The organism is Rugamonas apoptosis (assembly GCF_014042355.1).
Classification (GTDB): domain Bacteria; phylum Pseudomonadota; class Gammaproteobacteria; order Burkholderiales; family Burkholderiaceae_D; genus Rugamonas; species Rugamonas apoptosis.
Map to the genome: position 1 here is coordinate 89,313 of NZ_JACEZU010000006.1, position 26,074 is coordinate 115,386.

Annotated in this window: 24 protein-coding genes and 1 tRNA gene; 11 read left to right on the forward strand and 14 right to left on the reverse strand. The window is 64.4% G+C overall.

Translation table 11 applies throughout. The annotated features are described in order from the left end of the window. Nucleotides 1-18: 18 nt before the first annotated feature. Nucleotides 19-2,331, reverse strand: coding sequence for a putative bifunctional diguanylate cyclase/phosphodiesterase (locus H3H39_RS13210; RefSeq protein ID WP_229218025.1), 2,313 nt, complete (start codon nucleotides 2,329-2,331; stop codon nucleotides 19-21). A gap of 267 nt (nucleotides 2,332-2,598) precedes the next feature. Here H3H39_RS13210 and H3H39_RS13215 point away from each other — a divergent pair, with 267 nt between their 5' ends. From H3H39_RS13215 to H3H39_RS13230, 4 genes are read left to right on the forward strand one after another with little or no spacing between them, the layout of a single operon-like run. Then, complete coding sequence (locus H3H39_RS13215; protein ID WP_182153860.1) at nucleotides 2,599-3,318, forward strand: substrate-binding periplasmic protein; 720 nt, start codon at nucleotides 2,599-2,601, stop codon at nucleotides 3,316-3,318. A gap of 8 nt (nucleotides 3,319-3,326) precedes the next feature. After that, on the forward strand, nucleotides 3,327-5,237 hold the full coding sequence (locus tag H3H39_RS13220; RefSeq protein WP_182153861.1) for a PAS domain-containing protein: 1,911 nt from the start codon (nucleotides 3,327-3,329) through the stop codon (nucleotides 5,235-5,237). Then, nucleotides 5,234-5,665 (forward strand): response regulator, encoded by a 432-nt coding sequence (locus tag H3H39_RS13225; protein ID WP_182153862.1) that lies wholly within the window; start codon nucleotides 5,234-5,236, stop codon nucleotides 5,663-5,665. Before H3H39_RS13220 ends, H3H39_RS13225 begins: the two co-directional genes overlap by 4 nt. A gap of 8 nt (nucleotides 5,666-5,673) precedes the next feature. After that, on the forward strand, nucleotides 5,674-7,371 hold the full coding sequence (locus H3H39_RS13230) for a hybrid sensor histidine kinase/response regulator (RefSeq protein ID WP_220461538.1): 1,698 nt from the start codon (nucleotides 5,674-5,676) through the stop codon (nucleotides 7,369-7,371). A gap of 86 nt (nucleotides 7,372-7,457) precedes the next feature. On the opposite strand, the gene H3H39_RS13235 is transcribed toward H3H39_RS13230, so the two are convergent. Beyond that, nucleotides 7,458-7,934 (reverse strand): MarR family winged helix-turn-helix transcriptional regulator, encoded by a 477-nt coding sequence (locus tag H3H39_RS13235; RefSeq protein WP_182153863.1) that lies wholly within the window; start codon nucleotides 7,932-7,934, stop codon nucleotides 7,458-7,460. 75 nt (nucleotides 7,935-8,009) lie between these two features. On the opposite strand from H3H39_RS13235, the gene H3H39_RS13240 reads away from it, so the two are divergent. After that, nucleotides 8,010-8,552, forward strand: a complete 543-nt coding sequence (locus H3H39_RS13240; protein WP_182153864.1) for a carboxymuconolactone decarboxylase family protein — start codon at nucleotides 8,010-8,012, stop codon at nucleotides 8,550-8,552. 463 nt (nucleotides 8,553-9,015) lie between these two features. Here H3H39_RS13240 and H3H39_RS13245 read toward each other — a convergent pair whose 3' ends face one another. Further along, nucleotides 9,016-9,456, reverse strand: coding sequence for a thioesterase family protein (locus H3H39_RS13245; protein WP_182153865.1), 441 nt, complete (start codon nucleotides 9,454-9,456; stop codon nucleotides 9,016-9,018). 197 nt (nucleotides 9,457-9,653) lie between these two features. Between H3H39_RS13245 and H3H39_RS13250 the strand changes: the two genes are divergently transcribed. Then, nucleotides 9,654-10,265, forward strand: a complete 612-nt coding sequence (locus H3H39_RS13250) for a hypothetical protein (RefSeq protein WP_182153866.1) — start codon at nucleotides 9,654-9,656, stop codon at nucleotides 10,263-10,265. Nucleotides 10,266-10,286: 21 nt separating this feature from the next. Here H3H39_RS13250 and H3H39_RS13255 read toward each other — a convergent pair whose 3' ends face one another. After that, a complete protein-coding gene (locus H3H39_RS13255) occupies nucleotides 10,287-10,904 on the reverse strand; it encodes an SLATT domain-containing protein (RefSeq protein ID WP_182153867.1) in 618 nt (205 codons plus the stop codon). Between the two features lie 237 nt (nucleotides 10,905-11,141). Then, nucleotides 11,142-12,083, reverse strand: a complete 942-nt coding sequence (locus tag H3H39_RS13260; RefSeq protein ID WP_220461539.1) for a LysR family transcriptional regulator — start codon at nucleotides 12,081-12,083, stop codon at nucleotides 11,142-11,144. An 82-nt stretch (nucleotides 12,084-12,165) separates the two neighbouring features. Here H3H39_RS13260 and H3H39_RS13265 point away from each other — a divergent pair, with 82 nt between their 5' ends. The 3 genes from H3H39_RS13265 to H3H39_RS13275 all read left to right on the forward strand — a co-directional run bounded on the left by H3H39_RS13265 (nucleotide 12,166) and on the right by H3H39_RS13275 (nucleotide 13,668). Further along, nucleotides 12,166-12,804, forward strand: a complete 639-nt coding sequence (locus H3H39_RS13265; RefSeq protein WP_182153868.1) for an NAD(P)-dependent oxidoreductase — start codon at nucleotides 12,166-12,168, stop codon at nucleotides 12,802-12,804. A gap of 169 nt (nucleotides 12,805-12,973) precedes the next feature. Then, entirely contained in the window at nucleotides 12,974-13,276 is a 303-nt protein-coding gene (locus H3H39_RS13270) for a type II toxin-antitoxin system Phd/YefM family antitoxin (protein WP_182153869.1), read from the forward strand. A 2-nt stretch (nucleotides 13,277-13,278) separates the two neighbouring features. Beyond that, complete coding sequence (locus H3H39_RS13275) at nucleotides 13,279-13,668, forward strand: type II toxin-antitoxin system RelE/ParE family toxin (protein WP_182153870.1); 390 nt, start codon at nucleotides 13,279-13,281, stop codon at nucleotides 13,666-13,668. A gap of 115 nt (nucleotides 13,669-13,783) precedes the next feature. Here H3H39_RS13275 and H3H39_RS13280 read toward each other — a convergent pair. The 7 genes from H3H39_RS13280 to ybiB all read right to left on the reverse strand — a co-directional run bounded on the left by H3H39_RS13280 (nucleotide 13,784) and on the right by ybiB (nucleotide 21,896). After that, nucleotides 13,784-13,862: transfer RNA gene (locus H3H39_RS13280), tRNA-Ile, on the reverse strand. 95 nt (nucleotides 13,863-13,957) lie between these two features. Next, on the reverse strand, nucleotides 13,958-16,204 hold the full coding sequence (gene rpoD / locus H3H39_RS13285; RefSeq protein ID WP_182153871.1) for an RNA polymerase sigma factor RpoD: 2,247 nt from the start codon (nucleotides 16,202-16,204) through the stop codon (nucleotides 13,958-13,960). A 494-nt stretch (nucleotides 16,205-16,698) separates the two neighbouring features. Beyond that, nucleotides 16,699-18,495: a DNA primase gene (gene dnaG / locus H3H39_RS13290; protein ID WP_182153872.1), complete on the reverse strand. Its 1,797-nt coding sequence runs from the start codon at nucleotides 18,493-18,495 to the stop codon at nucleotides 16,699-16,701. Nucleotides 18,496-18,588: 93 nt separating this feature from the next. Next, nucleotides 18,589-19,038 carry a GatB/YqeY domain-containing protein gene (locus tag H3H39_RS13295; RefSeq protein ID WP_182153873.1) on the reverse strand — a complete coding sequence of 150 codons (450 nt, stop codon included), beginning with the start codon at nucleotides 19,036-19,038 and terminating at the stop codon, nucleotides 18,589-18,591. Nucleotides 19,039-19,201: 163 nt separating this feature from the next. Beyond that, nucleotides 19,202-19,414 (reverse strand): 30S ribosomal protein S21, encoded by a 213-nt coding sequence (rpsU, locus tag H3H39_RS13300; protein ID WP_008451879.1) that lies wholly within the window; start codon nucleotides 19,412-19,414, stop codon nucleotides 19,202-19,204. Nucleotides 19,415-19,600: 186 nt separating this feature from the next. Next, nucleotides 19,601-20,812, reverse strand: coding sequence for a BaiN/RdsA family NAD(P)/FAD-dependent oxidoreductase (locus H3H39_RS13305; protein ID WP_182153874.1), 1,212 nt, complete (start codon nucleotides 20,810-20,812; stop codon nucleotides 19,601-19,603). Between the two features lie 97 nt (nucleotides 20,813-20,909). Then, a complete protein-coding gene (gene ybiB / locus H3H39_RS13310) occupies nucleotides 20,910-21,896 on the reverse strand; it encodes a DNA-binding protein YbiB (protein WP_182153875.1) in 987 nt (328 codons plus the stop codon). A 108-nt stretch (nucleotides 21,897-22,004) separates the two neighbouring features. Between ybiB and H3H39_RS13315 the strand changes: the two genes are divergently transcribed. Beyond that, nucleotides 22,005-23,063 (forward strand): 3-deoxy-7-phosphoheptulonate synthase, encoded by a 1,059-nt coding sequence (locus H3H39_RS13315; RefSeq protein WP_182153876.1) that lies wholly within the window; start codon nucleotides 22,005-22,007, stop codon nucleotides 23,061-23,063. A 179-nt stretch (nucleotides 23,064-23,242) separates the two neighbouring features. Next, nucleotides 23,243-24,283 carry a tRNA (adenosine(37)-N6)-threonylcarbamoyltransferase complex transferase subunit TsaD gene (tsaD, locus tag H3H39_RS13320; protein ID WP_182153877.1) on the forward strand — a complete coding sequence of 347 codons (1,041 nt, stop codon included), beginning with the start codon at nucleotides 23,243-23,245 and terminating at the stop codon, nucleotides 24,281-24,283. An 18-nt stretch (nucleotides 24,284-24,301) separates the two neighbouring features. Here the strand turns inward: tsaD and H3H39_RS13325 are convergent, their stop codons facing one another. After that, entirely contained in the window at nucleotides 24,302-25,099 is a 798-nt protein-coding gene (locus H3H39_RS13325) for an ABC transporter ATP-binding protein (protein WP_182153878.1), read from the reverse strand. Between the two features lies 1 nt (nucleotide 25,100). Then, nucleotides 25,101-26,072, reverse strand: coding sequence for a nitrate ABC transporter permease (ntrB, locus tag H3H39_RS13330; protein ID WP_375540423.1), 972 nt, complete (start codon nucleotides 26,070-26,072; stop codon nucleotides 25,101-25,103). Nucleotides 26,073-26,074: the final 2 nt, after the last annotated feature.

Sequence of the window (26,074 nt, forward strand, 5' to 3'; positions counted from 1 at the left end):
GGCAATGTGTAGAAGATTTTACGTGCTGTGGATGGTATGGGCCGCACCGCTGGCCGTTTCGGGCCGGCGCGCCGCGAAAAGCAACAGCTGGTCCGGCGCGGCCGGACGGGCGATGTGGAAACCTTGCAGGTAATGACAACCCATGCGGGCCAGGATGCGGGCCTGGCCATCCGTCTCCACCCCTTCGGCCACCAGTTGCAGGCCCAGGCTGTGGCCCATGGCGATGATGGCGTGCACCAGACTGTTGCTGCGGGCGCTGTGTTCGATATCCATCACGAACGCGCGGTCGATCTTGAGCGTGTTGAGCTGGAACTGGGTCAAATAACTGAGCGAGGAATAGCCGGTGCCGAAATCATCGAGCGACACGCTCACCCCCAGTGTCCGCAAGCGTTCCAGCACGGTGCGCACATTGGGGCCGTCGTCGATCAGCACCCGTTCCGTCAATTCCAGTTCCAGCAGCGCGCCGGGCAAGCCGTGGCGCGCCAGGGTCGCCTCCACCAGCGCCACGAAGCCGGGGTCGGCCAGCTGCCAGGCCGACACATTGATGCTGATCCGCACCCCGTCGAGCGGACCGCCGCGCCACAGGGCCGCCTGGCGGCAAGCCTCCTCCAGCACCCAGCTGCCCAGTTCGACGATCAGGCCGCTGTCCTCGGCCACCGGGATGAAACGGTCCGGCGGCACTGTGCCCAGCGTGGCGCTGCGCCAGCGCAGCAAGGCTTCCACCTTGCCCAGCCGGCCGCTGCCCGCTTCCGCGATGACCTGGTATTCGAGCCGGAACTCGCCGGCCGCGATGGCGTGGCGCAGCGCGCCGTCGATCACCAGCGCGTCGTGAGCGGCCGCGTTCATGGCGTCGCTGAAGAAGCGCAATTCGCCCCGGCCACCTTTCTTGGCTTCGTACATGGCGATGTCGGCATGGCGCAACAGGGTGTCGCCATCGCGGCCATGGCGCGGATAGCAGGCCAGGCCGATACTGGCCGTGACGGCCACCGTGTGGTGCGACACGTCGAACGCCGGCCCAATGGCGGCCAGGATGGTCTGGGCGCACGCCTGGGCCCGTGCTTCGCAGTCTTGCGGCGCCAGGTCCGGCAGCGCGGCGATGAATTCGTCGCCGCCGAAGCGGGCCAGCATGTCGCGCGGCCCCAGCAGCGCCTCCAGCCGCTGGGCCACCTTGCGCAGCAGTTCGTCGCCGGCGCTGTGGCCGAAGGAATCGTTGACGCGCTTGAATTTGTCGAGGTCGATGAACAGCAGCGCGCAGGCGCGCCCGCTGGCGCCGGCCTGGGCGATGTCCTGGCGCAGCCGCTCGGCCAGCGCGTAGCGGTTGCCCAGGCCCGTGACGGGGTCGATGCGGGCCGCCTGGTACAGCAGCGCGTCCTTCTTCTTGCGTTCGGAAATGTCGAGCAGTTGCACCAGGCAGTACAGGCGGCCCCGCTCGACATAGGGCGAGGCCATCATCTCCACCGGCAGTCTGGCGCCATTGTGCAGCGTCAGCTCCGCTTCCTGGGTGATCGGATACCTGGCATCGGCCGCCTCGAAGGCGGCGAAGTAGTCGTCGGCCATCTGGCGCGTCAGGCCCGGCAGCAAATCCGTCACGTTGCGCCCGATCAGGTCGGCGGCACTGCCGTAGCCCAGCAGGCTGGCGCAGCGCTCGTTGGCCACGTGCACGTAGCCGCGCTTGTCGCGGATCAGGAAGCCGTTGCTCAGGCTGTCGATGGTGCTGGCGTAGCGTTGCTTGATCTCATGCTGGACGGCGTAGATCAGACCCAGCAGCGACAGCAATTTGAACGCGCTGCCGGCGACGAACCAATACAGATAGGCTTGCGGCACAATGCTGAGACTGCCGGCCAGGTTGAACACGCCACGCGCGACCATGACCACGCCCAGCAGCCGGTAGCGGTGCAGGTGGCGGCCCTGCCCCAGCCGCACCCCGGTCCACACCATGACCAGGCACAGCAGCACGCCACCGCTGGGGAATACGACGGTCGGGTCGGCCGCCCACCACAGTTGCAAGGCGGCGGCCAGCAGCACAAAGCCCAGCAGAGGCAAGGCACCCTCGCCGCGCCGCAGGCCGCCCAGGAAGAATTGGGTGCCGGCCCAGTAGCCGGCCACGCCGCCCGTCAGCAGCACCGCGCCCAGTGGCCGGCGCAACGGCTCCAGCGCCGGCACGCCCGAGAACCACAGCGCGAACGCGGCCATGATGGACAACTGCCCCATGGCCCAGTACAGGGCATGGCGCTCCTTGCGCTGCATCAGCCACAGGAAAATCAGGATGGCGCTCAGGATGGCGTCGGCCATCACCGAAATATAGGCGTACTGACTGGGATCCGGACTCATTTGTCTCCACCGCTGGGGGCCGGTCGCCACGCGGGGCGCCGGAGTTTAGTGCCGAGGCTGTCCACGACAGCCGGCCGTCACTCCCGACATTGTAGTCTGAATAACGGGCGCCGGACATCCAGGTGTTGCCTGCCAGCACAGAAATGGGCGGCAAGGCAAAATTGGCAACAGCGGCGCGGCCATACATAGCCAAAGCGGGGGAATCTGGGCATACTATCCGGCAAGGCCAGACGCCGTGGATGGCGCTCGCCTCTCGCGAGGGTGACCATGAAATCCCTGTTGACGCTGCTGGCCGCACTGCTGTTCGCCCTGCCCGGCGTGGCCGCGCCCAGGCTGGTGCTCAACAGCTCCTTCTTCGCCCCCATCACCTCGCCCGCGCATGACGGCGCGCTCGATCTGCTGTACGCGGAACTGTTCCGCCGCGTGGGCCTGGACGTCTGGATCCAGCCGGCATCGGCCGAACGGGGCTTGCTCAACGCTAACAGCGGCATCGACGACGGCGACGTCTCGCGGGTGCTGGGCATCGAGCAAAGCTACACCAACCTGGTGCGCGTGCCCGAGCGGGTGATGACTTACCAGATGGTGGTGTTCACCCGCCATGCCGATTTCACCGTGGACGGCGCGGCCAGCCTGCGGCCCTACGACGTGGGCATCCTGACCGGCTGGAAGGTGCTGGAACGCAGCATCACCGGCACCCGCTCGCTGCAAAAACTGGAGACGGGGCACCAGCTGTTTGCCATGCTGGCCATGGACCGCATCGATGTGGCCGTGATCGAAAAGCTGGAAGGACTGCAGTTCGTGCACAGCATGGGTTTGCAGGGCGTCAAGGTGCTGGAACCGGCCTACGTGGAAGGCGACTGGTTCCTCTACCTGAACAAGAAGCACGCGGCGCTGGTGCCACGGCTGGCCGAGCAGATCCGCCTGATGAAACGGGATGGCAGCTACCAGCGCATCTTCGAGCAAGCCCTGCACGGTGCACCGCACTGAGGCCCGCCATGGACATGACCCGGCCCTGGCTGCATAACCTGGCGGACGCCCGCCTGGGGCGGCGGCTGGCCGTGCTGATTTTGCTGTTCAGTTCGGTCGTCACGCTGGTGTCGACCGTGCTGCAACTGGCGCTCGAATACCGGCGCGACGTGAGCCAGATCGCCACCCAGCTCGACCAGATCCACGCCAGCTATGCCGACAGCCTCGCTTCCAGCCTGTGGATCACCAGCACCCGCGATTTGCAGCTGCAACTGCAAGGCATCATGCGCCTGCCCGACTTGCAGTATGTGGACATCGCCAACGAACAGGGCCAGACCGTGGCCCGGGCCGGCAAGCCCGTCAAGGATGACGACGCGAGCGTGCTGGGGCGCGAATTCCCGCTCTACTATCAGCACCGCGAGCGCCCCGTCTACATCGGCAAAGTGCATGCCGTGGCCAGCCTGGACGGCGCCTACCAGCGCCTGCTGGACAAGGTGGTGACCATCCTGATCGCCCAGACCATCAAGACCTTCCTCGTGTCGCTGTTCATCCTGGTGCTGTTCCAGTGGCTGGTGGGGCGCCACCTGAAAAAGATCGCCGCCTATTCCGACCTGCTGTTCGCCGGCCACCTGGCATCGCCGCTGGTGCTGGAACGGCGCGCCAGCAAGCACCACGCGCATGACGAGCTGGCCCAGGTGGTGGCAGCCCTGAACGCCATGCGGCTGCGGCTGGCCGCCTCGTTCCAGCAATTGCAGGAAAGCGAATTCCGCTGGCAGCACGCGCTGGAAGGGGCCGGCCATGGGGTGTGGGACTATCATGTGCTGACCGGTGAAGTGCTCTATTCCAAGCGCTGGAAGGAGATGCTGGGCTACCGCGAGGACGAACTGCCCAACCACCTCGACACCTACCAGCGCCTGGCCCACCCGGATGATTTGCGCACCGCCATGCGGCTGCTGGAGGCCAACTTCAACGGCAGCTCGAAGACCTATGCCATCGAGCAGCGCATGCGCTGCAAGGATGGCAGCTGGAAGTGGGTGGTGGCGCGCGGCATGGTGGTGGAGCAGGACGCCAACGGCCGCGCCGTTCGCATCATCGGCACCCACACGGATTTCAGCGAACGGCGCGCGGCCGAGGAAGCCATGAGCAAGCTGCTGGAACAGACCGAGCACGCGCGGGCCGAACTGCGGGCGGCCAACGACACCATGGAAGCGCAAGTGCGCGAACGCACGGCGCAACTGCGGCTAGCCAATCAGGAACTGGAAGCGTTCTCGTATTCCGTCTCGCACGACTTGCGCAGCCCGCTGCGCGGCATCGCCGGCTGGGCCCAGGCGCTGGAGGAGGATTATGGCGGCCAGCTGGACGAGACGGCCAAGCTCTACCTGGCGCGGGTGCAGGGCGAGGCGGGACGCATGGGCCAGCTGATCGACGGCATGCTGGAACTGTCGCGCCTGGGCCGGGCCGCGCTCAACCGGTGCCCGCTGGACTTGTCGGCGCTGGCCGCCAGCGTGGCCGCGCGCGTGCGTGAAGGCTATCCCGAACGCCACATCGACCTCGACATCGCGCCCGGCCTGCGGGCCTGGGGCGACCGCGCGCTACTGGAGGCGGTGCTGCACAACCTGTTTGAGAACGCGTGCAAGTTCAGCGCCCGGCGCGACCCGGCCCGCATCAGCTTCGGGCGCGAGACGGCGACCGACCCGGCCAGCGGCCAGCCGGTGCTGGCCTGGTTCGTGCGCGACAACGGCGCCGGCTTCGACATGCGCCACGCCCACAAGCTGTTCGGTGTGTTCCAGCGCCTGCACAAGACCAGCGAATTCGCCGGCAGCGGCATCGGCCTGGCCACCGTGCAGCGCATCGTGCAGCGCCACGGCGGCCATGTGTGGGCCAGCGCCGCGCCGGACGCCGGCGCCACCTTCTATTTCACCCTGGAGGATGCGCCATGAGCGCCAAAGTCATCCTGCTGATCGAGGACAATCCCAGCGACGTGGCGCTGACCGAGCGCGCCCTCCAGCGCAACAACATCAGCAACACGCTGGTGGTGGCGCAGGATGGCCAGGAAGGGCTGGACTACCTGTTCGGCGGCGGCGCCCACGCGGGACGCGACGTGGGTGCGCTGCCGGTGCTGATCCTGCTCGACCTCAAGCTGCCCAAGGTGGACGGGCTGGACGTGCTGCGCCAGATCCGGGCCGACGCGCGCACCCGCCGGGTGCCGGTGGTGATCCTGACGTCGTCGCGCGAGGAACAGGACATCGCGGCCGGCTACGACCTGGGCGTGAACAGCTACATCCGCAAGCCGGTGGACTTCGCCCAATTTTCCGAAACCGTGCGCCAGCTGGGTTTATACTGGCTGGTACTGAACGAATCGCCATGAGGCCAGCCATGACCCCGCTTGCCGTGCTGCTGGTGGAAGATAGCGACAGCGATGCCGACCTGATCGAGCGCTGCCTGCGCAAGGCTGGCTACGCGGTGGCGCTGGACCGGGTCGAGACGGCGGCCGACCTGAGCGATGCGCTGAGCGCGCCGCGCTGGGATATCGTGCTGTCGGACCACAACCTGCCGGACTTGAACGCCAGCATCGCGCTGGCCCATTTGCACGCGGCCGGGCTGGACTTGCCGTTCATCGTCGTCTCCAACACCATCGGCGAGGAAACGGCCGTGGCCCTGATGCGGGCCGGCGCCCACGATTACGTGATGAAGAGCGACCTGGCGCGGCTGGCCCCGGCCATCGCGCGCGAACTCAAGGACGCCGAACGGCGCCGCCAGCACCGCGCCGCCGCCCAAGCGCTGCGGGCGGCCGAGGAACGCTGGAACTTCGCGCTGGAAGGGGCCGGTTACGGCGTGTGGGACTGGGACATCCCCAACGGCCAGGTGCTGTTCTCGCCCTGCTGGCGCGGCATGCATGGCTACGCCGAGCATGAGGTGGTGCCCACCGCCACCTGGCGCGACAGCCTGGTGCATCCGGACGACCTGCCGCGGCTGCAAACAGCGCTGCGCCAGCACTTCGACGGCGCCAGCCGCCGCTACAAGGAGGAATACCGGCTGCGTTGCCGCGACGGTTCCTGGAAATGGGTGCTCGACAACGGCACCATCGTCAGCCGCGACGGCGCCGGCCAGCCGCTGCGCATGATCTGCACCCATGTCGACCTGACGGAGCGCAAGCGCATTGAGGAAGAGCTGCGCGAACTGAACGAGCAGCTGGAAAGCCGGGTCGAGGAGCGCACCCGCGAATTGCGGTTGGCCATGGACCAGATCGTGGAATCGGAAAAGCTGGCCTCGCTGGGGGTACTGGTGGCCGGTGTGTCGCATGAGCTCAACACGCCGATCGGCAACATGGTGCTGGCCGCCACCGCGCTGGCCGACAAGCTGGCCGAGCTGTGCGGCGCGGCCGAACACAACGGGCTGACCCGCTCCGGCCTGCTGCAAGGCTTGCACGAATGCCTGGCCGCGAGCGACATCATCGCCCGCAACGGCCAACGTTCAAATGAGCTGATCGAAAGCTTCAAGCGGGTGTCGGTGGACCAGACCAGCCAGCGCCGCCGCCACTTCGACTTGCGCACCACGGTGCAGGACAGCCTGACGGCGCTGGGCGCCCGGCTGCGCCGCGCCAAGGCGACGGTCGAGCTGCGCATTCCGGACGGGATAGAGATGGACAGCTATCCGGGCCACCTGGAACAGATCATCAACAATATCGTGATGAATTCCATCAATCACGGCTTCGACGGCAAGAGCGACGGCCATATTGTGATCGAGGCCAGCAGCGCCGACGGCATGGTCGAGCTGCACTACAGCGACGATGGCCACGGCATTCCGGCCGAGGTGCAGCACCGGGTGTTCGAGCCGTTCTACACGACCAAGCTGGGCAAGGGCGGTTCGGGGCTGGGGCTGTCGATCGTCAACAACCTGGTGCAAGCCATCTTCAAGGGCCAGTTGCGGCTCGACAGCGCACCGGGCCAAGGCGTGCGGCTGCACTTCAGCTTCCCGGCCCTGACGCCGCACGCCCCCGCCGCGCCGGACGCGGGCACAAGCCTGGACGCGGGCACGGCCCCGGAACTGGACGGCACGGCGCCGGCCGCCTGAGCAACCGCTGAGCAACTGCTGAGTAATCGCTGAGCAATCACTGAGTAACCGCTGAGCCAATCGCTGAGCCGGCCTCCGAGCCAGCTTTACAGCACCCCGTCGCCCTGGGCCAGGCGCACCAGCCAGCTCCGCACCAACTGCTGCCCCGCCTCGTCCAGCCCACCGTCCATGGCAGCCTCCACCGGCTGCACCCGGGCGCGGCACGCGTCCAGCAATTGGCGGCCCGAGTCCGTCAACTCGATCAGCTGGATGCGGCCGTGCACCGGATGGGGATGGCGGCTGACAGCGCCGGCCCGCTCCAGGTTGTGCACGATCACGCTCATAGTCTGCGGCGTGAGCAGCGATAGCCGCGCCAGGTCGGCGCCGGACGCGCCGGGATAGGCGGCCAGCATGGTCAGCACGGAGAACTGGGGCAAGGTGACGTCCAGTTCGGCCAGCGCCCGTTCCATGCGGATGCGGTGCGCCGCGTGGGCTTGCCGCAGCAGATAGCCGAGGTGGCCATCCACCCCGCGCTTACCTTCGCCCACGGCCGGAATGACGGGGGAATTGACGGTTTTTAGCATGATGTTAGAATTCGAATATAGTATGTTCGAACTCTGATATTAACACGCCTCGCGGCGCCCACCTGGAAGCTCGCCATGACCACTGACTTGACCACCACCTCGGCCACCGCTTCGGCCACCATCACGCCACGCCTCGACTACGCCAGCTTCAGCCAACTGGCCCCGGCCGCCGGCGCCGCCCTGCGCGCGCTGGGCCAGGCGGTGGACGATTCCGGCCTCGACAAATCGCTGACGGAACTGCTCAAGCTGCGCGCCTCGCAACTGAACGGTTGCGCCTTCTGCCTGCAATATCACTTGAACCTGGCGCGCGCCCTGCCCCAGCCGCCGGCGCCCGCCAAGCTGGACTTGCTGGCCACCTGGCGCGACGCCCACGTCTACACGGCACGCGAACGGGCCGCGCTGGCCTGGACCGAAGCGCTGACCCTGATGGCCGGTCATCACGTGGATGACGCCGTGCACCAGGAACTGGAGCGCCATTTTAATACCGCCGAAATAGCGTTCCTGACGGCGGCCGTGGCCAACATCAACGCCTGGAACCGGATTGCCGGCGCACTGCGCTTCACCGCTCCCGTGCCGGCCCAGGCCATGGCCGATATTCATCATCACGCCGAAGCATAAATTCAGCTTGCCGGCCATATTAAAAACCTGAGTGGATTATATTGGCGCGACCCAAGCATATTTCAAAATCAGCTCGAAATGAAATATCGACGTATCAGGAAAGCGACTGGTGCGGGTAATACTGGTTAGCGGCGACGCGTTAGTATTATCCACGACCTGGAAACCAGATTCTGTCACGTCATATCCACGCCATACCCACGTCATACCCACGTCATACCAACGTCATCGTCGCGCCATATTCACGATATATTCATGTCATATATTCTGCATGCTGGGCGTGCGCGATATGGACGCGATTAACTTCGACAAAATAAATCGCGGCCCGGAAGCGATGGCGGCCCGCCACGAACGCGCCCAGCACCGGCTGGCCGAGCTACGCTGCTGGCGGCTCGTCCGCTGGGGAAACCGTTGCCTATCATGCCAGATTTTGGCGCGTAACTGCCAAATTCCAGCATGCGCGCCGTCAACGCACGGAGTTAGGCAGCGCCGTGAAGTCCGCGCTGTGTTCAAGCTGCTGCAAATGGCCCAGTAAATCCGGCGGCGGGCATACCAGTTTGCGCTGGGCCTGGTCAATCCAGCCCACGGTGGACGTGACACGCGCCACCAATACCTCACCGCGATAAAATTCATTACGTAATTTCATGCGGCTGCCGTCGTCGGAAATACCGGCCAGCGTCAACGTACCTTTGATTACATCCAATAGATGGCATTCGCGGAAATATTCAACTTCATCCTTCATTACGACCGGCCCCAGCTTGCGGCGCATGAATTCCGACATGGGAAAGCCACAATCGGAAAAATACATCATCCGCACGTCGGCCGATTTATCGAGATAAGCCGTATTGCGCATATGGGCATTAAAGTCCATATCGCCCCAACCGGCGACCAGGTTTTTTTCGTACATGATGTTTCCTTGAATCAGGTGGAATAAAAATATGCGGACGTGGAAGGTGATCCGGCCACGCGACAGCCAGTCTAGCGCCTGGCAACGGCGCCACGATCCTGTGCGGTTAGTGGAGTTCCTCCAGAATGGGCGGGCAGCTGGAGAACGGCATTGGCTATAATTAACTTTCCTATAATTACAAACGCCTGGAATTCAATATGAGACTAGTCATCGCCTGTGTGGCGGCAGCGTCTGCTTTGTCCGCCTGTGGTGGCGGCGGTACGGCGGTCGGCGGTAGTGTCAACCCGCCGGCCATGGCGCCCTTCGCGAAATATGTGGGAGAGTGGAAAGATGTATGCCAGTTCCACCATCGCGAAACCATCACCGTGGCCACGCTCACGGCCAGCGCCACGACGGCTACCCTGTCGGACCGGATCGACTATTATGACAACGCCGATTGCAGCGGCGCCCTGGTGGCCACCGGTGTCTATTCCAAGCCTATCGCCACGCTGCAATATGTGACGACGGAAAACAGCGCCACCGTCCACCTGCAGTCGGGCCAGAGCCTGACGGGCGTCGTGGACCGCGGCACGGCCACGGCGTCGGACGCCACCGTCAGTTTCAGCGGCACGGGCGTCAGTTCGTCCGTGGTGAACGGCAAGACCGTGTGGCACATCGCCTACAGCGGCGGCGGCACCGATATCCAGATCAACAACGTGCTGGGCGCCACGCCGGGCGGCCTGTTCCTGAGCAGCGGCCAGCTCTACATCGTCACGGCTGAGGGCAGCTCGACCAGCACCTTCGACGCCAGCGCGCCGCTGACGCACTGACCGGCCAGCGGCCCCGGCCCGTCAGAACAGATTGTTGCGGATGCCGAAGTAGCAGACGGCCAGGACCAGCACCGGGCCCAGGTAGAACGCGACCAGCCATACGGCGCGCCAGGATCGCAGCAGGAGCAGGTGCGCATGGTCCAGCGCGCTGAGCTTGCCGTCGGTCCTGTCCGCCGCCGCATGCTGGCGGGCCGACAAAGCGTCGCCGGCCGTGTGGTGTTCCACATCGTTGAGTATTTGCTTGTAGCTGGCGAACAGGTCGTTGTAATCGTCGAGCATGGCCTGTGGCGTGCGCTGCAGCGTAACCTGCATGATCCTGCTCTCAATATCCATCAACTTCAGGTAACCGCTCTTGAATTGCTGCGCGCGCTCGCGGAAGTTGCGGGTATTCAGATTGAGCGACAGCGCCATCAGCATGACGGCGAGCACGACGGAAAAAATGTTCTGGAAGTCGTCCGACACGACCTTGTATTTCAATAAGGCGATCGCAAAGCACAGGCTGTAGACGGAATAGACCACCATCAGCCGTTGCGCATGCCCCTGGTCGGACAGCAGCCGCGCCTCGGCCCGCGCCCACGCTTCCCGGGAAAACCAGATCCGATCGCTCAAATTCTTGGCGCTATCGACGATATTACTCACTTTTGCCTCTGCTGAAAGGGACGGGAACAGGGCAGCCTGCCCGTCAAATTAATTGCCACACGGCAATTTACTACCTTTCGATGGACGAGACAATCCGCTGGCGGCAAGTTCCTCCAGAAAAGGGAAACGGACGCAACAGATGTGCGACTGGCGCCGCTCCCGGATGCAGGATGCCCGCCACAGGCATGCAGGCCTGGGCGGCGTGCGGCCGGAAAAAAGATTGCGGTGACCGGCGACTCAAGTCATTGCCGGCACGACATTACTTCCCTCGCCCGCACCAACTTCCAGGTAGTCCCGGATGGCCGCGATCGCCAGCCGCACCTTGGCAGGCTGGGCATCGCGCTGCACCGTCAACGCGTACACGCCCATCGGCGCCATCGACCACTCCGGCAACACCAACACCACCTGTCCCGTTGCCAGCAACGGCATGGCATCCGGACCGGGCATGCGCAGGATGCCCGCGCCTTGCAGCATCATCGCCTGCAACGCGATAAAGCTGTTGCCCGCCACTGTGCCATGGACCCGCACCCGCCGCGGTGCCTCGCCCGCGCGCGACAATTCGATGAATTCAGTCTGGTTCATGACATTCAGGCTCATCACCGGATGGCGTGCCAGCTCCTCCGGCATTTGCGGCAAGCCATGTTCACGCGCATAGCCGCTGGACGCCACCAGCACATGGGGCCACTCGGCCAGGCGGCGCGCCACCAGGTTGGAATCGCTCAAGGTGCCGATGCGGATGGCCAGGTCGATGCGCTCGGCGATCAGGTCGACGCGGCGGTCTTCGGCGAACAACCGCAGCGCAAGCCGGGGCTGGGCGCGCAGCAGCGGCCCCAGCGCCGCCGCCAGATGGCCGCTGAAACCGACCGGAAAGGCGATCCGCAATTCGCCGCGAGGCTCATCGCGCAGGTCGGACAGACGCTGCTCGGCGGTATGGGCCGCCAGCAGCATGGCGGCGCAATCCTCGTAGTAAGCCTGGCCCGCTTCCGTGGTGCTCAGACGCCGGGTGGAGCGGTGCAACAAAGCGAGGCCGATCTCGGCCTCCAGCTGGCGGATCTGCTGGCTCACGGCCGAGGTGGTCATCGCCAGCTCGCGCGCGGCGGCGCTCATGGAACCGGCTTCCACCACGCGGGCGAAGACGGCCATCCGTTTCAAACGGTCGATTGTTAAGAACTGCTTCATAGTGATTGTGAATTTTGCCTACTTATCGCGCCATCGTAAAGGCCGCATACTAAATCCACTTTCAACCAAGCAGGAGTTTTTCATGAAAATCGCACTGATCGGCGCAAGTGGTTTTATCGGTTCTGGCTTGCTGGCGGAGGCGCTGTCGCGCGGCCATCAAGTCACGGCACTGGTGGGCCGTCCGGAACGTTTGGAACCCGCCGCTGGCCTGACGGCGCTGGCCACCGATGTGATGGACCCGGCCCGCCTGGCCGTCCAGCTGGCCGGCCACGACGCCGTCATCAGCGCCTTCAGCGGCCACGCCCAGGAAGACGTACGCGCCTACTATAACCGTGGGATCGACGCCATCCTGGCCGCATCCAAGCAAGCTGGCGTGCCGCGCCTGCTGATGGTGGGCGGCGCGGGCAGCCTGGAGGTGGCGCCCGGCGTGCAAATGGTCGACACCCCGGACTTTCCCGCCCAATGGAAGGGTACGGCGCTGGGCGCGCGCGACACGCTGGAAAAACTGCGCCAGGAAAGCGCGCTGGACTGGACCCTGCTGAGCCCGGCCGCCATGATCGCCCCCGGTCCGCGCACCGGCCAGTTCCGCCTGGGCGGCGACCAGTTGCTGACCGATGCGAACGGGGATAGCAAGATTTCCGTGGCCGACTACGCGGTGGCGATGATCGATGAGCTGGAACGCCCGGCCCACTCGCGCCAACGCTTCAGCATCGCCTACTGATTTCCTTCAGGTAACCAAACCGTCAAATCGCCCAAGCCGGGCGGTTTGACGCATACGGAACAGTACCTTGGCTTCTACGCCGCTGCAAAAAATATGCGCCAGGGTAGTTTCAATAGCGCTGGTCCAAGAGGATAATGTACGTAATTATGTACATATTAGAAGGTGTGCCATGGCATTTTCAGCAAGCGATGTTGTGTCCCTGACGCAAGCGCGGGCCACACTTTCCGATCTTGCCGATCAGGTAAAAGCGGGTGCTGAAAAGATCATCACCAAGAATGGCGAAAGTTACGTCGCCATCGTCGACGCCAAGCGCCTGGACTATTACCATCAACTGGAACGGGAACGCATCCATCTTTTCATTATTGATGATGCCAGCAAGGGCTTGCAGGACGTGAGCTCGGGCAAGACCAAAGATGCGCAAACTGCCCTGAACACAATCAAACGCCGCCGCGCCGCAAAAACCCGGGGCTGACAGTGGCGGGCAAATGCCATGTCAAACTGACCGCTAACTTCGAACGCAATCTCGAAGAGGTGGAGTCTTTCTTATCCAATGCCGATGCACCGCACGCATTCGATGCGCTGCTGGACGAACTGACGGCAACGGTCATCCCGACGCTTGAACACTTTCCTGACGTTGGGCGACTATTCTTTGAGCGACCGACGCGTTCGGTCGAGGTCGGCAAAAGTCTCGAGGGTTTGAAGCGCAAGCTGAAGGCCATCGGTCGTAACGGCGAGGTGCGGGAATATGTCATGTCGCATTACTTGCTTCTTTATGCCCGCTTCGGCGACACAATTTATCTGTTGTCGATACGCCACCATCGACAACTCTCGTTCGATTTCCAGGCCCTGTGGCCGACAGCATGACAAATAACCAGGGCGACGAGGTCAGATTGGAGCAAGCGGACAAATGCAGCGCTGTTGAGTGCAGGCCGAAAAGCGAAAAAGGGAGCTAGGCGCGAGCCTAACTCCCTTCAAATTTTGGTAGGCCCTCGCGGAGTCGAACCGCGCACCAAAGGATTATGAGTCCTCTGCTCTAACCAAGCATGAGCTAAGGGCCCTACGAACAACGTGGCCCGATATCGCGACCCACTCTTGCTACCGTTGTTGAAACGAACCCGAGAGGATATAGGCCACCCGGGACTCCCGTCAAGTCTTAGTTCCCTTCCAGGAAGCTTTTCAGCTTGTCCGAACGGGATGGGTGGCGCAGCTTGCGCAGGGCCTTGGCTTCAATCTGGCGGATGCGCTCGCGCGTGACGTCGAACTGCTTGCCCACTTCTTCCAGCGTGTGGTCGGTGGACATTTCGATACCAAAGCGCATGCGCAGCACTTTCGCTTCGCGCGGGGTCAGCGAGTCGAGCACGTCCTTCACCACACCGCGCATGGAGGCGTGCAGCGCGGCGTCGGACGGCGCCAGTGTGTTGTTGTCCTCGATGAAGTCGCCCAGGTGGGAATCGTCGTCGTCGCCGATCGGCGTTTCCATCGAGATCGGTTCCTTGGCGATCTTCATGATCTTGCGGATCTTGTCCTCGGGCATCTCCATCTTGATGGCCAGCGTGGCTGGGTCCGGCTCGGCGCCCGTTTCCTGCAGGATCTGGCGCGAGATGCGGTTCATCTTGTTGATGGTTTCGATCATGTGCACCGGGATACGGATGGTGCGCGCCTGGTCGGCGATCGAGCGCGTGATGGCCTGGCGGATCCACCACGTGGCGTAGGTCGAGAACTTGTAGCCGCGGCGGTATTCGAACTTGTCCACCGCCTTCATCAGGCCGATATTGCCTTCCTGGATCAGGTCGAGGAATTGCAGGCCGCGATTGGTGTATTTCTTGGCAATGGAAATCACGAGGCGCAAGTTGGCCTCCGTCATTTCGCGCTTGGCCTTGCGCGCCTTCATTTCACCGGCCGCCATCTGGCGGTTGATGTTGCGCAGGTCCGGCAGCGGCAGCACGACGCGCGCTTGCAGGTCGATCAGCCGTTGCTGCAGTTCCTTGATGGTGGGAATGTTGCGGCCCAGGATGGCGCTGTAGGCGTGGCCGGCGGCCACTTCCGCGTCCACCCATTCCAGATTGGTTTCGTTGCCGGGGAATACTTTGATGAAGTGGGCACGCGGCATGCCGCACTTGTTGACGGCCACGTCGAGGATCTGTTTTTCGATGTGGCGCACTTCGTCCACCTGGCCGCGCAGGGTGTCGCACAGCTTTTCGACCACCTTGGCCGTGAAGCGGATGCCCAGCAGTTCGAGCGAGATGGCTTCCTGCGCCTTGACGTAGGCTTTGGAGCTGTAGCCATCCTTCTCGAACGCCTTGCGCATCTTGTCGAATTGCAGGGAGATAACGTCGAATTTCGCCAGTGCCGTGCTCTTCAGCGCTTCCAGCTGCTCGGCCGAGAAGCCGGCGGCGCCCGAGGCGCTCGGTTCTTCCTCTTCTTCCTCTTCTTCCTCTTCTTCCTCTTCCTCTTCCTCGTCTTCCTCGCTGGCGGGGGCCGGAGCAGGCGCGGCGGCGGCCGCGTCCTCGTTCTCGTCCACCAGGCCATCGACGATCTCGTCGATCTTGATTTCGTCGGCGCGGATGCGGTCGGAGGCGGCGATGATCTCGGCGATCGTCACCGGGCAGGCGGAAATGGCCTGGATCATGTCCTTCAGGCCGTCTTCGATGCGCTTGGCGATTTCAATCTCGCCTTCGCGGGTCAGCAGTTCCACGGACCCCATTTCGCGCATGTACATGCGTACCGGGTCAGTGGTGCGGCCAAAGTCGGAATCGACCGTGGACAGGGCGGCCTCGGCTGCCGCTTCCGCTTCGTCGTCACTGGTGACGGTGGCCACGTTGTCCGACAGCAGCAGCGTCTCGGCATCGGGCGCGTGCTCGTAGACGGCGATGCCCATGTCGTTGAAGGTGCCGATGATGCCTTCGATCGCTTCCGGATCGACGATGTTCTCGGGCAGATGGTCGTTGATCTCGGCGTAGGTGAGGAAACCGCGTTCCTTGCCGAACTTGATCAGGGTCTTGAGTTTCTGGCGCCGGCGTTCCAGTTCTTCCTCGGTCGCTTCCGTGTCCGACGAGAACGCATCTTTCAGCAAGGCTTTTTCCTTGGCCTTGCGATCCTTGGCCTTGGCCTTGTCCACCGCCTTGAGCTCAGCCCGCTCGACGGCGTTCAGGGCCGCCACTTCGTCGTTCTCGGGCTGGAATTCCTTGGGCTTGCGACCGCGCCGGCCCGGCACTTTCACCGAGGGCAGCACGTAGCCGGACGTATCGATGGCGGCCAGGGTGGCGGCATCGGTGGTCTGGCTCACCGCCGGCGGGTTGCTGGCGACGCGCGCTTCCGACTTGTCCGTCGATTTCGCGGACTTGGCGGTCACTTTGCTGGGCTTTGCAGCCGCTTGGGATTCAGGTTTCTTGGTTGGCACAGGCGCTTTCGATTACACAACGACTTGCTTATTTAGGATAAAGTTTCTTGCGGCCCTTATGGGGCCCCTGTCTTCGAACTTGCCGACCACACAAGTCCGACAATACTACGACTTACTTACACCTTGTTGGGCACGATCCGCGTCCACAACAGATTCCTTACCGACGGCCAAGACAGCCGTTTTCGGCAGAAATTCTACTGCATTTGACATGCGTGTGGGGGCTGGAGCCATGACTGGTTCACGGGCAAACAGAACGTTCGCCATCGGCTGCACGTTCATGCGCCGGTTCAACCAAAGCCGGCCCTGGCCGCCGACGCTGCCTTACTGCGCCGATCAAGAGCCTAACTTGCTAAAAAACAAACACACTCTGAACTGAAAAACGATGCCAAAATTGACAACACTTAGCGTTTTATTATAGCACGCACATTTGCAATTTCCAGAGGGCAGCCAACCCGCTCTCCCTCTGGCAAATCATACCCGGCTCTCGCACGGGTCTAGCGATGGGCCAACTCCGCCTCCGCCTCGCGCAACAACTGATCTTGCTTCGAGGTAATTTCGCGGTAACGCACGCCCAGCTCGTCCGACGACAGGCCGGCCGCCAGCACGTCATGCAACTCCTGCTTCAACGCATCATTCTTGACCTGGCGAATGGCGCCGCGCAGGAACAAACGCACGGCGTCGAAATCGGACTCGGGCTCCTTGACGATCTCGGCGATGATGGCGTCGTACTCCGCCCCCTGCGACTTCAAGTGTTGCGCAAAAGCAGCAAAGCCGCCGTTCGGCCCCATGGCCTGGGCCTGGGCCACCAGCTGGGCCAGCCGTTCGGCCGGTTCCGCGCCAAAAAAGGCGAAGGCGGCCAGCGCGTCGGCGTCGATGTCCAGCGCCAGCGGCGGGTGGGCCACCAGCAGCCGCACGATCTGCAACTCCAGCCCGACCGGCACCGGACGGCCAGTGCGCGGCGGCGCCTGGCGCGCCACAGCCACCGGCTTGGCCAGCTCGAACAGCGCTTCGATCTCGGATGGCGTGCTCTGGGTCAGCTGGGCCAGCGCCCGCACGATCTGCAGCCGCAGCGCCGACGGCGCCATGGCCTGCAACAGGGGCTTGGCATCGAACTGGGCACGGGCCCGCCCTTCCGGCCCGTTCAAATCATGCTCGCCCACCACTTCCTTGATCAGGAACTGGGACAGCGGCATGGCTTCATGGATTTCCTGCTCGAACGCTTCGGCGCCGTGGGCGCGCACATAGCTGTCCGGGTCGTGCTCGGTGGGCAGGAACAGGAATTTGATGGTCTTGTTGTCGGACACGTGGGGCAAGCATGCTTCCAGCGCGCGGCGGGCGGCGCGGCGGCCGGCCTTGTCGCCGTCGAAGCTGAAGATCACATTGTCCGTTTGGCGCAACAGTTTCTGCACGTGATTGGTGGTGCAGGCCGTGCCCAGCGTGGCCACGGCTTGCGGGAAGCCCATCTGGGCCAGCGCCACCACGTCCATATAGCCTTCCGTCACCAGCACATAGCCGGCGTCGCGGATGGCCTGGCGCGCTTCGAACAAGCCATACAGTTCGAAGCCCTTGGAAAACAGCGGTGTTTCGGGCGAATTCAGGTATTTCGGTTCGCCATGGTCGAGCACCCGGCCGCCGAACGCGATCACCTGGCCCTTGGTGTTCTTGATGGGGAACATGATGCGTTCACGGAAGCGGTCATAGCGCTTGCGGTTGCCGCCATCCTCGTCCACCTTGTCGATCACGAGGCCGGACTCGGCCAGCACCACGGCTTCATAGTCGGGGAACACGGAACGCAGGTTGTCCCAGCCGGCCGGCGCGTAGCCGAGGCCGAAACGGGCCGCGATCTCGCCCGTTAATCCCCGGTTTTTCAGGTAGGCGATGGCGTTGGTGGCGCCACGCAATTGCGCCCGGTAAAAGTCGCAGGCGCGCGTCATGGCGTCCGTCATGGCCATGCTGTGGGCTTGCATCTGGGCCCGCTGGGCCGGGGGAATCTTGTCGTCCTGCTCGGGCACCACCATGCCCACGTTCTGCGCCAGTTCCTTGACGGCGTCCACGAAGCCCATGCCCGAGTATTCGATCAGGAAGCCGATCGACGTGCCGTGCGCGCCGCAGCCGAAGCAGTGGTAGAACTGCTTGGTGGGACTGACCGTGAAACTGGGCGACTTTTCGCTGTGGAACGGGCACAGGCCCATGAAGTTGGCGCCGCCTTTTTTCAGCTGCACATAGCGTCCCACGATGTCGACGATGTCGACCCGGTTCAGCAAATCGGAAATGAAAGATTGCGGTATCACGTGCTGGCGCGGCCTTGTTTGGGGTCAGACTATACCGCCGCACCTCGCTCAGCCTTGCGGCGGCTCAAGGTACGGCGGGGAACTTGCAGGTAATTATGCCGGGGTCAGCGCCTTCTTCACCAGCGCGGAAACGACGGTCATATCGGCGCGGCCCGCCAGCTTGGGCTTGACGATGGCCATCACTTTGCCCATGTCCTGTGGACCGGCGGCGCCCGAGGCGGCCACGGCGGCGGCCACTTCGGCGGCGATTTCCTCATCCGACAGGCCGGCTGGCATGTAGGTCGACAGCACGGCCAGTTCCGCTTTTTCGATATCGGCCAGGTCGGCACGGCCACCGGCTTCGAACTGGGTGATGGAATCCTTGCGCTGCTTGATCATCTTTTCCACGATGGCGATGGTCTGGGTATCGTCCAGTTCAATGCGCTCGTCCACTTCCTTGCGCTTGATCTCGGCGATCAGCAGGCGGATGGTGTTGAGCTTGCCGGTTTCCTTGGCACGCATGGCGGCTTTCATGTCTTCGGTGACTTGTGCTTTCAAGCTCATGGCGATCTTTCTATCAAAATAAACAGTTTATAAATGAGAAAACCCGCTGCGGCGAACCGGAGCGGGTAAGCGACTCATCTGGACTAACGGCATCCAAACGCTGCGCAACATGGCCCGTGGCGACGATACGCCGCACGATCAGGCCAGTGCTGCCAGGGCAGTCTTAGAACAGTTTCTTAGGCAGTTGCTGGCTGCGGATGCGCTTGTAGTGGCGCTTCACGGCGGCTGCCAGCTTGCGCTTGCGCTCAGCCGTTGGCTTTTCGTAGAACTCGCGTGCACGCAGTTCGGTCAGCAGACCGGTTTTTTCGATGGTGCGTTTGAAGCGACGCATTGCGACTTCGAACGGCTCGTTTTCTTTAAGGCGAATAGTGGTCATGTAAAATTCAAACCGTTGAGGTTATAGGAAGAAAGAGACTATAGCAGCTTTTATCCAAAAATGGAAGATGCCTGGCCGCCAAAACGGCCAGCCATGCGGCTTTCATCAGAAAATACAACGCAGACCGGAGAGCAATCTTTCCCGCACCTCAAGGCCTAAGCCGCTACATCAAGGTCGATCAGTATATCAGACTGCCTGGCCGGCCGCCACACCGGACGCCCACGCCCACTGGAAATTGTAGCCGCCCAGCCACCCCGTCACGTCCACCGTCTCGCCCACGAAGTACAGGCCGGGCACCTTGGTGGCCATCATGGTCTGCTGCGACAGCTCGCGCGTATCGACCCCGCCGCGCGTGACCTCGGCCTTGCGGTAGCCTTCCGACCCATTGGGCACCAGCGTCCACTGGTTGATGGCCTGGCCCAGGCGGCGCAGCTGGGCGTCCGGCATGTCGGCCAGGCGCGCATCCAGCGCGAAACCGTGCGCCAGCAGCAGCCCCTCGGCCAGGCGGGCCGGCAGCCATTGGGACAGCACATTGCCCAGTTGTTTCTTGATGCTGCCTTTGCCTTCGATCAGGGTCTGGGCCAGGTCCATTTCCGGCAGCAGGTTGATGACGATGGGCGTGCCCGGCTGCCAGAAACTGGAAATCTGCAGGATGGCGGGGCCGGACAGGCCACGGTGGGTGAACAGCAAATCCTCGCGGAAGCGCCCGCCCGTCGGATTACGGCCCTTGAAGCTGCCCGTCTCCACGTCCACTTCCAGCGCGATGCCGGCCAGCGGCACGAACGGCTTCCACTCCGCCTCGTCGAAGGTCAGCGGCACCAGCGCGGGGCGCGGCTCGACCAGCTTCAGGTCGAACTGGCGCGCGATGCGGTGGCCAAAGTCGGTGGCGCCGATCTTGGGAATGGACAGGCCGCCCGTGGCGACGACCACGCTGGCGGCCTCGATGTCGCCACTGTCCGTTTGCAGCAGGAAGCGGCCATCGACCTGGCGCTCGACGCCGGCCACCTTGCACGGCATGCGCCATTCCACGCCGCCGGCCGCGCATTCATCCTTGAGCATCTGGATGATCTGCTCGGCCGAGTCGTTGCAGAACAACTGGCCCTTGTGCTTTTCGTGGTAGCCGATGCGATGCTTCTTCACCAGCGCCAGGAAGTCCTGGGCCGTGTAGCGCGACAAGGCGCTCTTGCAGAAGTGGGGATTCTCGGACAGGAAGTGCTGCGGCCCGGCGTGCAGGTTGGTGAAGTTGCAGCGGCCGCCGCCGGAGATGCGGATCTTTTCCGCCAGCCGGGCCGCGTGGTCGAGCAGCACCACGCGCTTGCCGCGCTGGGCCGCCACGGCCGCGCACATCATGCCGGCCGCGCCCGCGCCGATTACTGCCACATCAGACTGTTTCGCCATATTCCACTCCGGTCCCGCACTGTTACAAAGGCGTGATTGTACTGTGTGCGGGCGGCCGGACGCGGCGATCGGCTCGCGGTGGTGGTCAGCCCGACGGTCAGGCCAACGGTTCGCTGGCGTGCTGGCGCGAGCGCAGCGTGCGCGCCACCAGCAGGATCTGCGCCACCTGCTCGGCGATGGACGGCGGCACCGGCACCTCGCCGCGCAGCACGGACGCGATCCAGGCGGCGGTGGTGGCCGCGTCCTTCTCCTCGGGCAGCACGGGCAGCTCCTGCACCAAGGTCTGCTTGGGCACCAGCATGGTGCGCAGGCCGCCGTGGAACCAGTCGATCTGCTGTGCCTTGTTGGCGTTGGCCACCGTCTCGCCTTCCGTGCCGCGCATCAGGAAAGCGTCGCCGCGCTCGTGCGGCGCGGCCGTGGTGAAGTACTCGCCCAGCATTTCCAGGTATTCCGGGTGAGTGTAGGACACCAGCCGCAGCGCCGGCCCGGCGAACGGCTGCATGATCTTGACCAGCGTGTGGGTGGAATTGCGCACCCCCAGCACGGAGCGCAGCGCCAGCATGCGCGCCAGCTTGGGCGCCAGCGCGTCGATGGTGATGAAGGCGGCGCGGCCCTGGGCCATGGCCTCCTCGGCTTCGGCGTGGTCTTGCGCGGCGGACAGGCCCAGCGCCTCGAACACTTCGGCCGTGGCCACCCGGCCCGCGTCATGGGCCACACCGTGCACCAGCACCGGCACGCCTTCGCGCGCCAGCAGCATGGCCAGCAGCGCCGTCAGGTTGGCCATCTTGCGGGCGCCGTTGTAGCTGGGGATGAGCACCGGCGCGTACTGGCCCGGCGGCGCCGTCAGCGGCGCGAACGCCGCTTCGGCCGCGTCCAGGAAGCCGGCGATCTCCTCCACCGATTCACCCTTGATGCGCATGGCCAGCAGGATGGCGCCCAGTTCGAGGTCGGAAACGCGGCCGTCCAGCATGGCCTGGTACAAGTCGTGGGCGTCCTCGCGCGTCATGCTGCGGGCGCCGTTTTTGCCGCGGCCGATCTCCTTGATGAAGCGGGCCGCCGGGAAGGGTTGGTTCAGTGTCGTCATAAGTAATAGCTTACACGGAATTGACGCACCGCAGCGACGCCCGGCCCATCCGCGCCATTTCAGCTACACTATGGCTCCCCCGGAAAAATACTACTGCTGAGAGCCGCCATGATTTCCCCAGATATCGAAAACATCAACGTCACCTCGTTCGGCGCCATGCCGTCGCCGGAAGCCTTGCACGCCAAGCTGCCGCTGACCGACCTGGCCTCGGACACGGTGATGAAGGGCCGCGAGGCGCTGCGCAACATCATCGACCGCAAGGACAAGCGTTTGTTCGTGGTGGTCGGCCCCTGCTCCATCCACGACCCGGTGGCCGGCCTCGATTACGCCCGCCGCCTGAAGGCGCTGCAGGACGAAGTGGGCGACACCATGCTGCTGGTGATGCGCGTGTATTTCGAAAAGCCGCGCACCACCACCGGCTGGAAGGGCTATATCAACGATCCGGACATGGACGATTCCTTCCGCGTGAACGTGGGCATGGAAAAAGCGCGCCAGTTCCTGCTGGACGTGTGCGAACTGGGCCTGCCCACCGCCACCGAGGCGCTGGACCCGATCTCGCCCCAGTACCTGGGTGACTTGATCGCCTGGACCGCCATTGGCGCGCGCACCACCGAGTCGCAGACGCACCGCGAGATGTCGTCCGGTCTGTCGACCCCGGTCGGCTTCAAGAACGGCACCGACGGCGACATCAGCATCGCCATCAACGCCATCCTGTCGTCGGCCCATCCGCACTCTTTCCTGGGCATCAATAGCCAGGGCAACGTGTCCATCGTGCGCACCCGCGGCAACGGCTACGGCCACGTGGTGCTGCGCGGCGGCGACGGCCGCCCCAACTACGATTCCGTCTCGATCGCCATCGCCGAGCAGGCGCTGGACAAGGCCAAGCTGCCCGCCACGCTGGTGGTGGACTGCTCGCACGCCAACAGCTACAAGAAGCCGGAACTGCAACCGCTGGTGATGGCCGACGTGATCCACCAGATCGTCCAGGGCAACAAGTCGCTGGTGGGCGTGATGATCGAATCGAACATCGTGGCCGGCAACCAGAAGATCCCGGCCGACCTGAGCGAACTGAAATACGGCTGCTCCGTGACGGACGCCTGCATCGACTGGGACACCACGGCCAAGATGCTGCGCGACGCGGCGGCCCAGCTGCGCCACCGGCCGTAACAGGAAACACCGCGCGCAAACACCGCGCGGGCACGCTGCGCAGGCACACAACGCCGGCACACAGCGGCACACCAGCACCGGAGCGCCCCCCTCCGGTGCCGGCCAGCGCCCCCGCCACACGGCCCGGCGGGGCGCTTTCCTTTACAATGGCGGATTACTCCTTCACATCCGCACTTTTCATGATCGTTCTCGGCGTCGAATCCTCCTGTGACGAAACCGGCCTGGCGTTGTATGACACGCAACGCGGCCTGCTGTCGCACGCCCTCCATTCCCAGGTGGCCATGCACGAGGAATACGGCGGCGTGGTGCCGGAACTGGCCTCGCGCGACCATATCCGGCGCGCCATCCCGCTGCTGCAAAAAACGCTGGAAGGCGCCAACGTCGCCATGGCCGACATCGACGCCATCGCCTACACCCAGGGCCCCGGCCTGGCCGGCGCGCTGCTGGTGGGCTCCTCCATCGCCTGCAGCCTGGGCCTGGCGCTGGACAAACCGGTGCTGGGCGTGCACCACCTCGAAGGCCATTTGCTGTCGCCGCTGCTGGCCTCGCAGCCGCCGGAATTCCCGTTCGTGGCGCTGCTGGTATCGGGCGGCCACACCCAGTTGATGCGGGTCGATGGCGTGGGCCAGTACACCCTGCTGGGCGAAACGCTGGACGACGCGGCCGGCGAAGCATTCGACAAGTCGGCCAAGCTGCTGGGCCTCGGTTATCCGGGCGGCCCCGCCATTTCGCGCCTGGCCGAATTCGGCGATCCGCTGGCCTACACCCTGCCGCGCCCCATGCTGCACACCAAGGACTTCAATTTCAGCTTCTCGGGCTTGAAGACGGCCGTGCTGACGGTGGTGAAGAACCACCAGGAAAAGGTGATCGCCAATATCTGCGAGCAGGACAAGGCCAACATCGCGCGCGGCTTCGTGGACGCCATCGTCGACGTGCTCACGGCCAAATGCGTGAAAGCGCTCAAGCACACGGGCCTGAAGCGGCTGGTGATCGCCGGCGGCGTGGGCGCCAACGCGCAACTGCGTGCCTCGCTCAACGAGGCGGCCGCCAAGAAGCGCTTCAAGGTCTACTACCCCGAGCTGGAATTTTGCACCGACAACGGCGCCATGATCGCCTTCGCCGGCGCCATGCGCCTCCAGATCAATCCACAGGCGGCCCAGCGCGAGTATGGCTTCAACGTGCGCCCGCGCTGGCCGCTGGATGAACTGAAGGTCGTCTAAGCCCTCCCCCGCCCGCGCTCACGCGGCGCGCCGTGGCTGGCGCTGGTACAGGAATTCCAGCACGCTGGCCCGGTAATCCATGTACAGCGCGTCCTGCGCCAGCGCCAGCCGGTCGCGCGGGCGCGCCAGCCGCACTTGCAGGATCTGGCCGATGGTGGCGGCCGGACCGTTGCTCATCATGACGATGCGGTCCGACAGCAGCACCGCCTCGTCCACGTCGTGGGTCACCATCACCACCGTCGATCCCGTTTCCGCCACGATGCGCAGCAACTCGTCCTGCAAATGGGCGCGGGTGAGCGCATCGAGCGCGCCGAACGGCTCGTCGAGCAGCAGCACCCTGGGTTCCATCGACAGCGCGCGGGCGATGCCGACCCGCTGCTTCATGCCGCCCGAGATCTCATGCGGCCGCTTGGCCGACGCCGCGCTCAGGCCCACCATGGCCAGCGCCGCCTGGGTGCGTTCGCGCAGCTTGCCCTTGCCCTCCCTGGCGCCGAATACGCGCTCCACGGCCAGGTACACGTTCTCGTAGCAGCTCAGCCACGGCAGCAGCGAGTGGTTCTGGAACACCACGCCCCGCTCGGGCGAGGGGCCGGCGATCTCGCGTCCGCCGTACAGCAGCACGCCGCCCGTGGCGCGGGTCAGGCCGGCGATCAGGTTGAGCAGGGTGGACTTGCCGCAGCCGGAGTGGCCGATCAGCGTGACGAACTCGCCCTGCTCCACCGACAAGTTGACGTCGGCCAGTGCGTGGAAGCTGCCCTTCTTCGTGTCGAACACCATTTCCGCATGGCTGATGTCGATGATTTTCGCGCTGCCCATATCAAGCCTCCACTTCTTCGTAAGCGAACGATTTGGCCAGCGTCACCAGCAGCAGTTCCAGCGCCAGGCCCACTACCCCGATCACCCCGATCGCGATCAGGATGTGCGGCACGTTCAGGTTGTTCCATTCGTCCCATACCCAGAAGCCGATGCCCACGCCGCCCGTCAGCATCTCGGCCGCCACGATCACCAGCCAGGCCGTGCCGATGGCCAGCCGCACGCCCGTCAGCACGTGCGGCAGCACGGCCGGCAGCAGGATGCGGGTGAGGACCTTCCATTCGGACAGCTTGAGCACGCGCGCCACGTTCAGGTAGTCCTGCGGCACGCGCCGCACGCCCTCCGCCGTGTTGATGATCATGGGCCAGATCGAGCAGATGAAGATGGACCAGATGGCGGCCGGGTCGGCGGCCTTGAACACCAGCAGCCCGATCGGTAGCCAGGCCAGCGGCGAGACGGGCTTGAGCAGGCTGACGATGGGATCGCACATGCCGGCCACGAACTTGAACCGCCCCGCCAGGAAGCCCAGTGGAATGCCCACCGCCGCCGCCATGCCGAAGCCGATGCCGACCCGCTTGAGCGAGGCCAGGATGTTCCAGCCTATGCCCTGGTCGTTCGGCCCCTTGCGGTAGAAGGGATCGGCGAACAGGCGCAGCGCCTCGTCCCAGGTGGCCTGCGGCGTGGGAAAGGCGCTGTTGCGGCTGGCCAGGATCTGCCAGGCCAGCACCAGCAGGGCCAGGCCGATCAAGGGCGGCAGTACGGAGGTCACCAACGGCGCCAGGCGCGACCTGCCGCCGCGCAGCGTGACGCCCTGCGCGGCGATGCGTTCGCTGCGGCGGCGCCGCTCCGGCGCGTCCGCGGCCGCGGCCGCCGATGCGGATGCCGATGTGGACGACATCGCGGCCGGAGATACGGCCAGCGATGGCGCCGGCCCAACGCCGGCGCCGTGATCGAGTTGATTCAGTACTGCGCTCATGC

Coding starts and splice junctions, on each gene's coding strand:
- H3H39_RS13215 (WP_182153860.1), top strand. CDS start 2,599: ATGAAATCCCTGTTGACGCTGCTGGCCGCACTGCTGTTCGCCCTGCCC.
- H3H39_RS13325 (WP_182153878.1), bottom strand. CDS start 25,099: ATGGGCAGCGCGAAAATCATCGACATCAGCCATGCGGAAATGGTGTTC.
- H3H39_RS13305 (WP_182153874.1), bottom strand. CDS start 20,812: ATGGCGAAACAGTCTGATGTGGCAGTAATCGGCGCGGGCGCGGCCGGC.
- H3H39_RS13270 (WP_182153869.1), top strand. CDS start 12,974: ATGGCATTTTCAGCAAGCGATGTTGTGTCCCTGACGCAAGCGCGGGCC.
- H3H39_RS13210 (WP_229218025.1), bottom strand. CDS start 2,331: ATGAGTCCGGATCCCAGTCAGTACGCCTATATTTCGGTGATGGCCGAC.
- H3H39_RS13230 (WP_220461538.1), top strand. CDS start 5,674: ATGACCCCGCTTGCCGTGCTGCTGGTGGAAGATAGCGACAGCGATGCC.
- H3H39_RS13250 (WP_182153866.1), top strand. CDS start 9,654: ATGAGACTAGTCATCGCCTGTGTGGCGGCAGCGTCTGCTTTGTCCGCC.
- ybiB (WP_182153875.1), bottom strand. CDS start 21,896: ATGACGACACTGAACCAACCCTTCCCGGCGGCCCGCTTCATCAAGGAG.
- ntrB (WP_375540423.1), bottom strand. CDS start 26,072: ATGAGCGCAGTACTGAATCAACTCGATCACGGCGCCGGCGTTGGGCCG.
- H3H39_RS13245 (WP_182153865.1), bottom strand. CDS start 9,456: ATGTACGAAAAAAACCTGGTCGCCGGTTGGGGCGATATGGACTTTAAT.
- H3H39_RS13260 (WP_220461539.1), bottom strand. CDS start 12,083: ATGAAGCAGTTCTTAACAATCGACCGTTTGAAACGGATGGCCGTCTTC.
- H3H39_RS13220 (WP_182153861.1), top strand. CDS start 3,327: ATGGACATGACCCGGCCCTGGCTGCATAACCTGGCGGACGCCCGCCTG.
- H3H39_RS13265 (WP_182153868.1), top strand. CDS start 12,166: ATGAAAATCGCACTGATCGGCGCAAGTGGTTTTATCGGTTCTGGCTTG.
- tsaD (WP_182153877.1), top strand. CDS start 23,243: ATGATCGTTCTCGGCGTCGAATCCTCCTGTGACGAAACCGGCCTGGCG.
- H3H39_RS13235 (WP_182153863.1), bottom strand. CDS start 7,934: ATGCTAAAAACCGTCAATTCCCCCGTCATTCCGGCCGTGGGCGAAGGT.
- H3H39_RS13315 (WP_182153876.1), top strand. CDS start 22,005: ATGATTTCCCCAGATATCGAAAACATCAACGTCACCTCGTTCGGCGCC.
- H3H39_RS13225 (WP_182153862.1), top strand. CDS start 5,234: ATGAGCGCCAAAGTCATCCTGCTGATCGAGGACAATCCCAGCGACGTG.
- H3H39_RS13240 (WP_182153864.1), top strand. CDS start 8,010: ATGACCACTGACTTGACCACCACCTCGGCCACCGCTTCGGCCACCATC.
- rpsU (WP_008451879.1), bottom strand. CDS start 19,414: ATGACCACTATTCGCCTTAAAGAAAACGAGCCGTTCGAAGTCGCAATG.
- H3H39_RS13295 (WP_182153873.1), bottom strand. CDS start 19,038: ATGAGCTTGAAAGCACAAGTCACCGAAGACATGAAAGCCGCCATGCGT.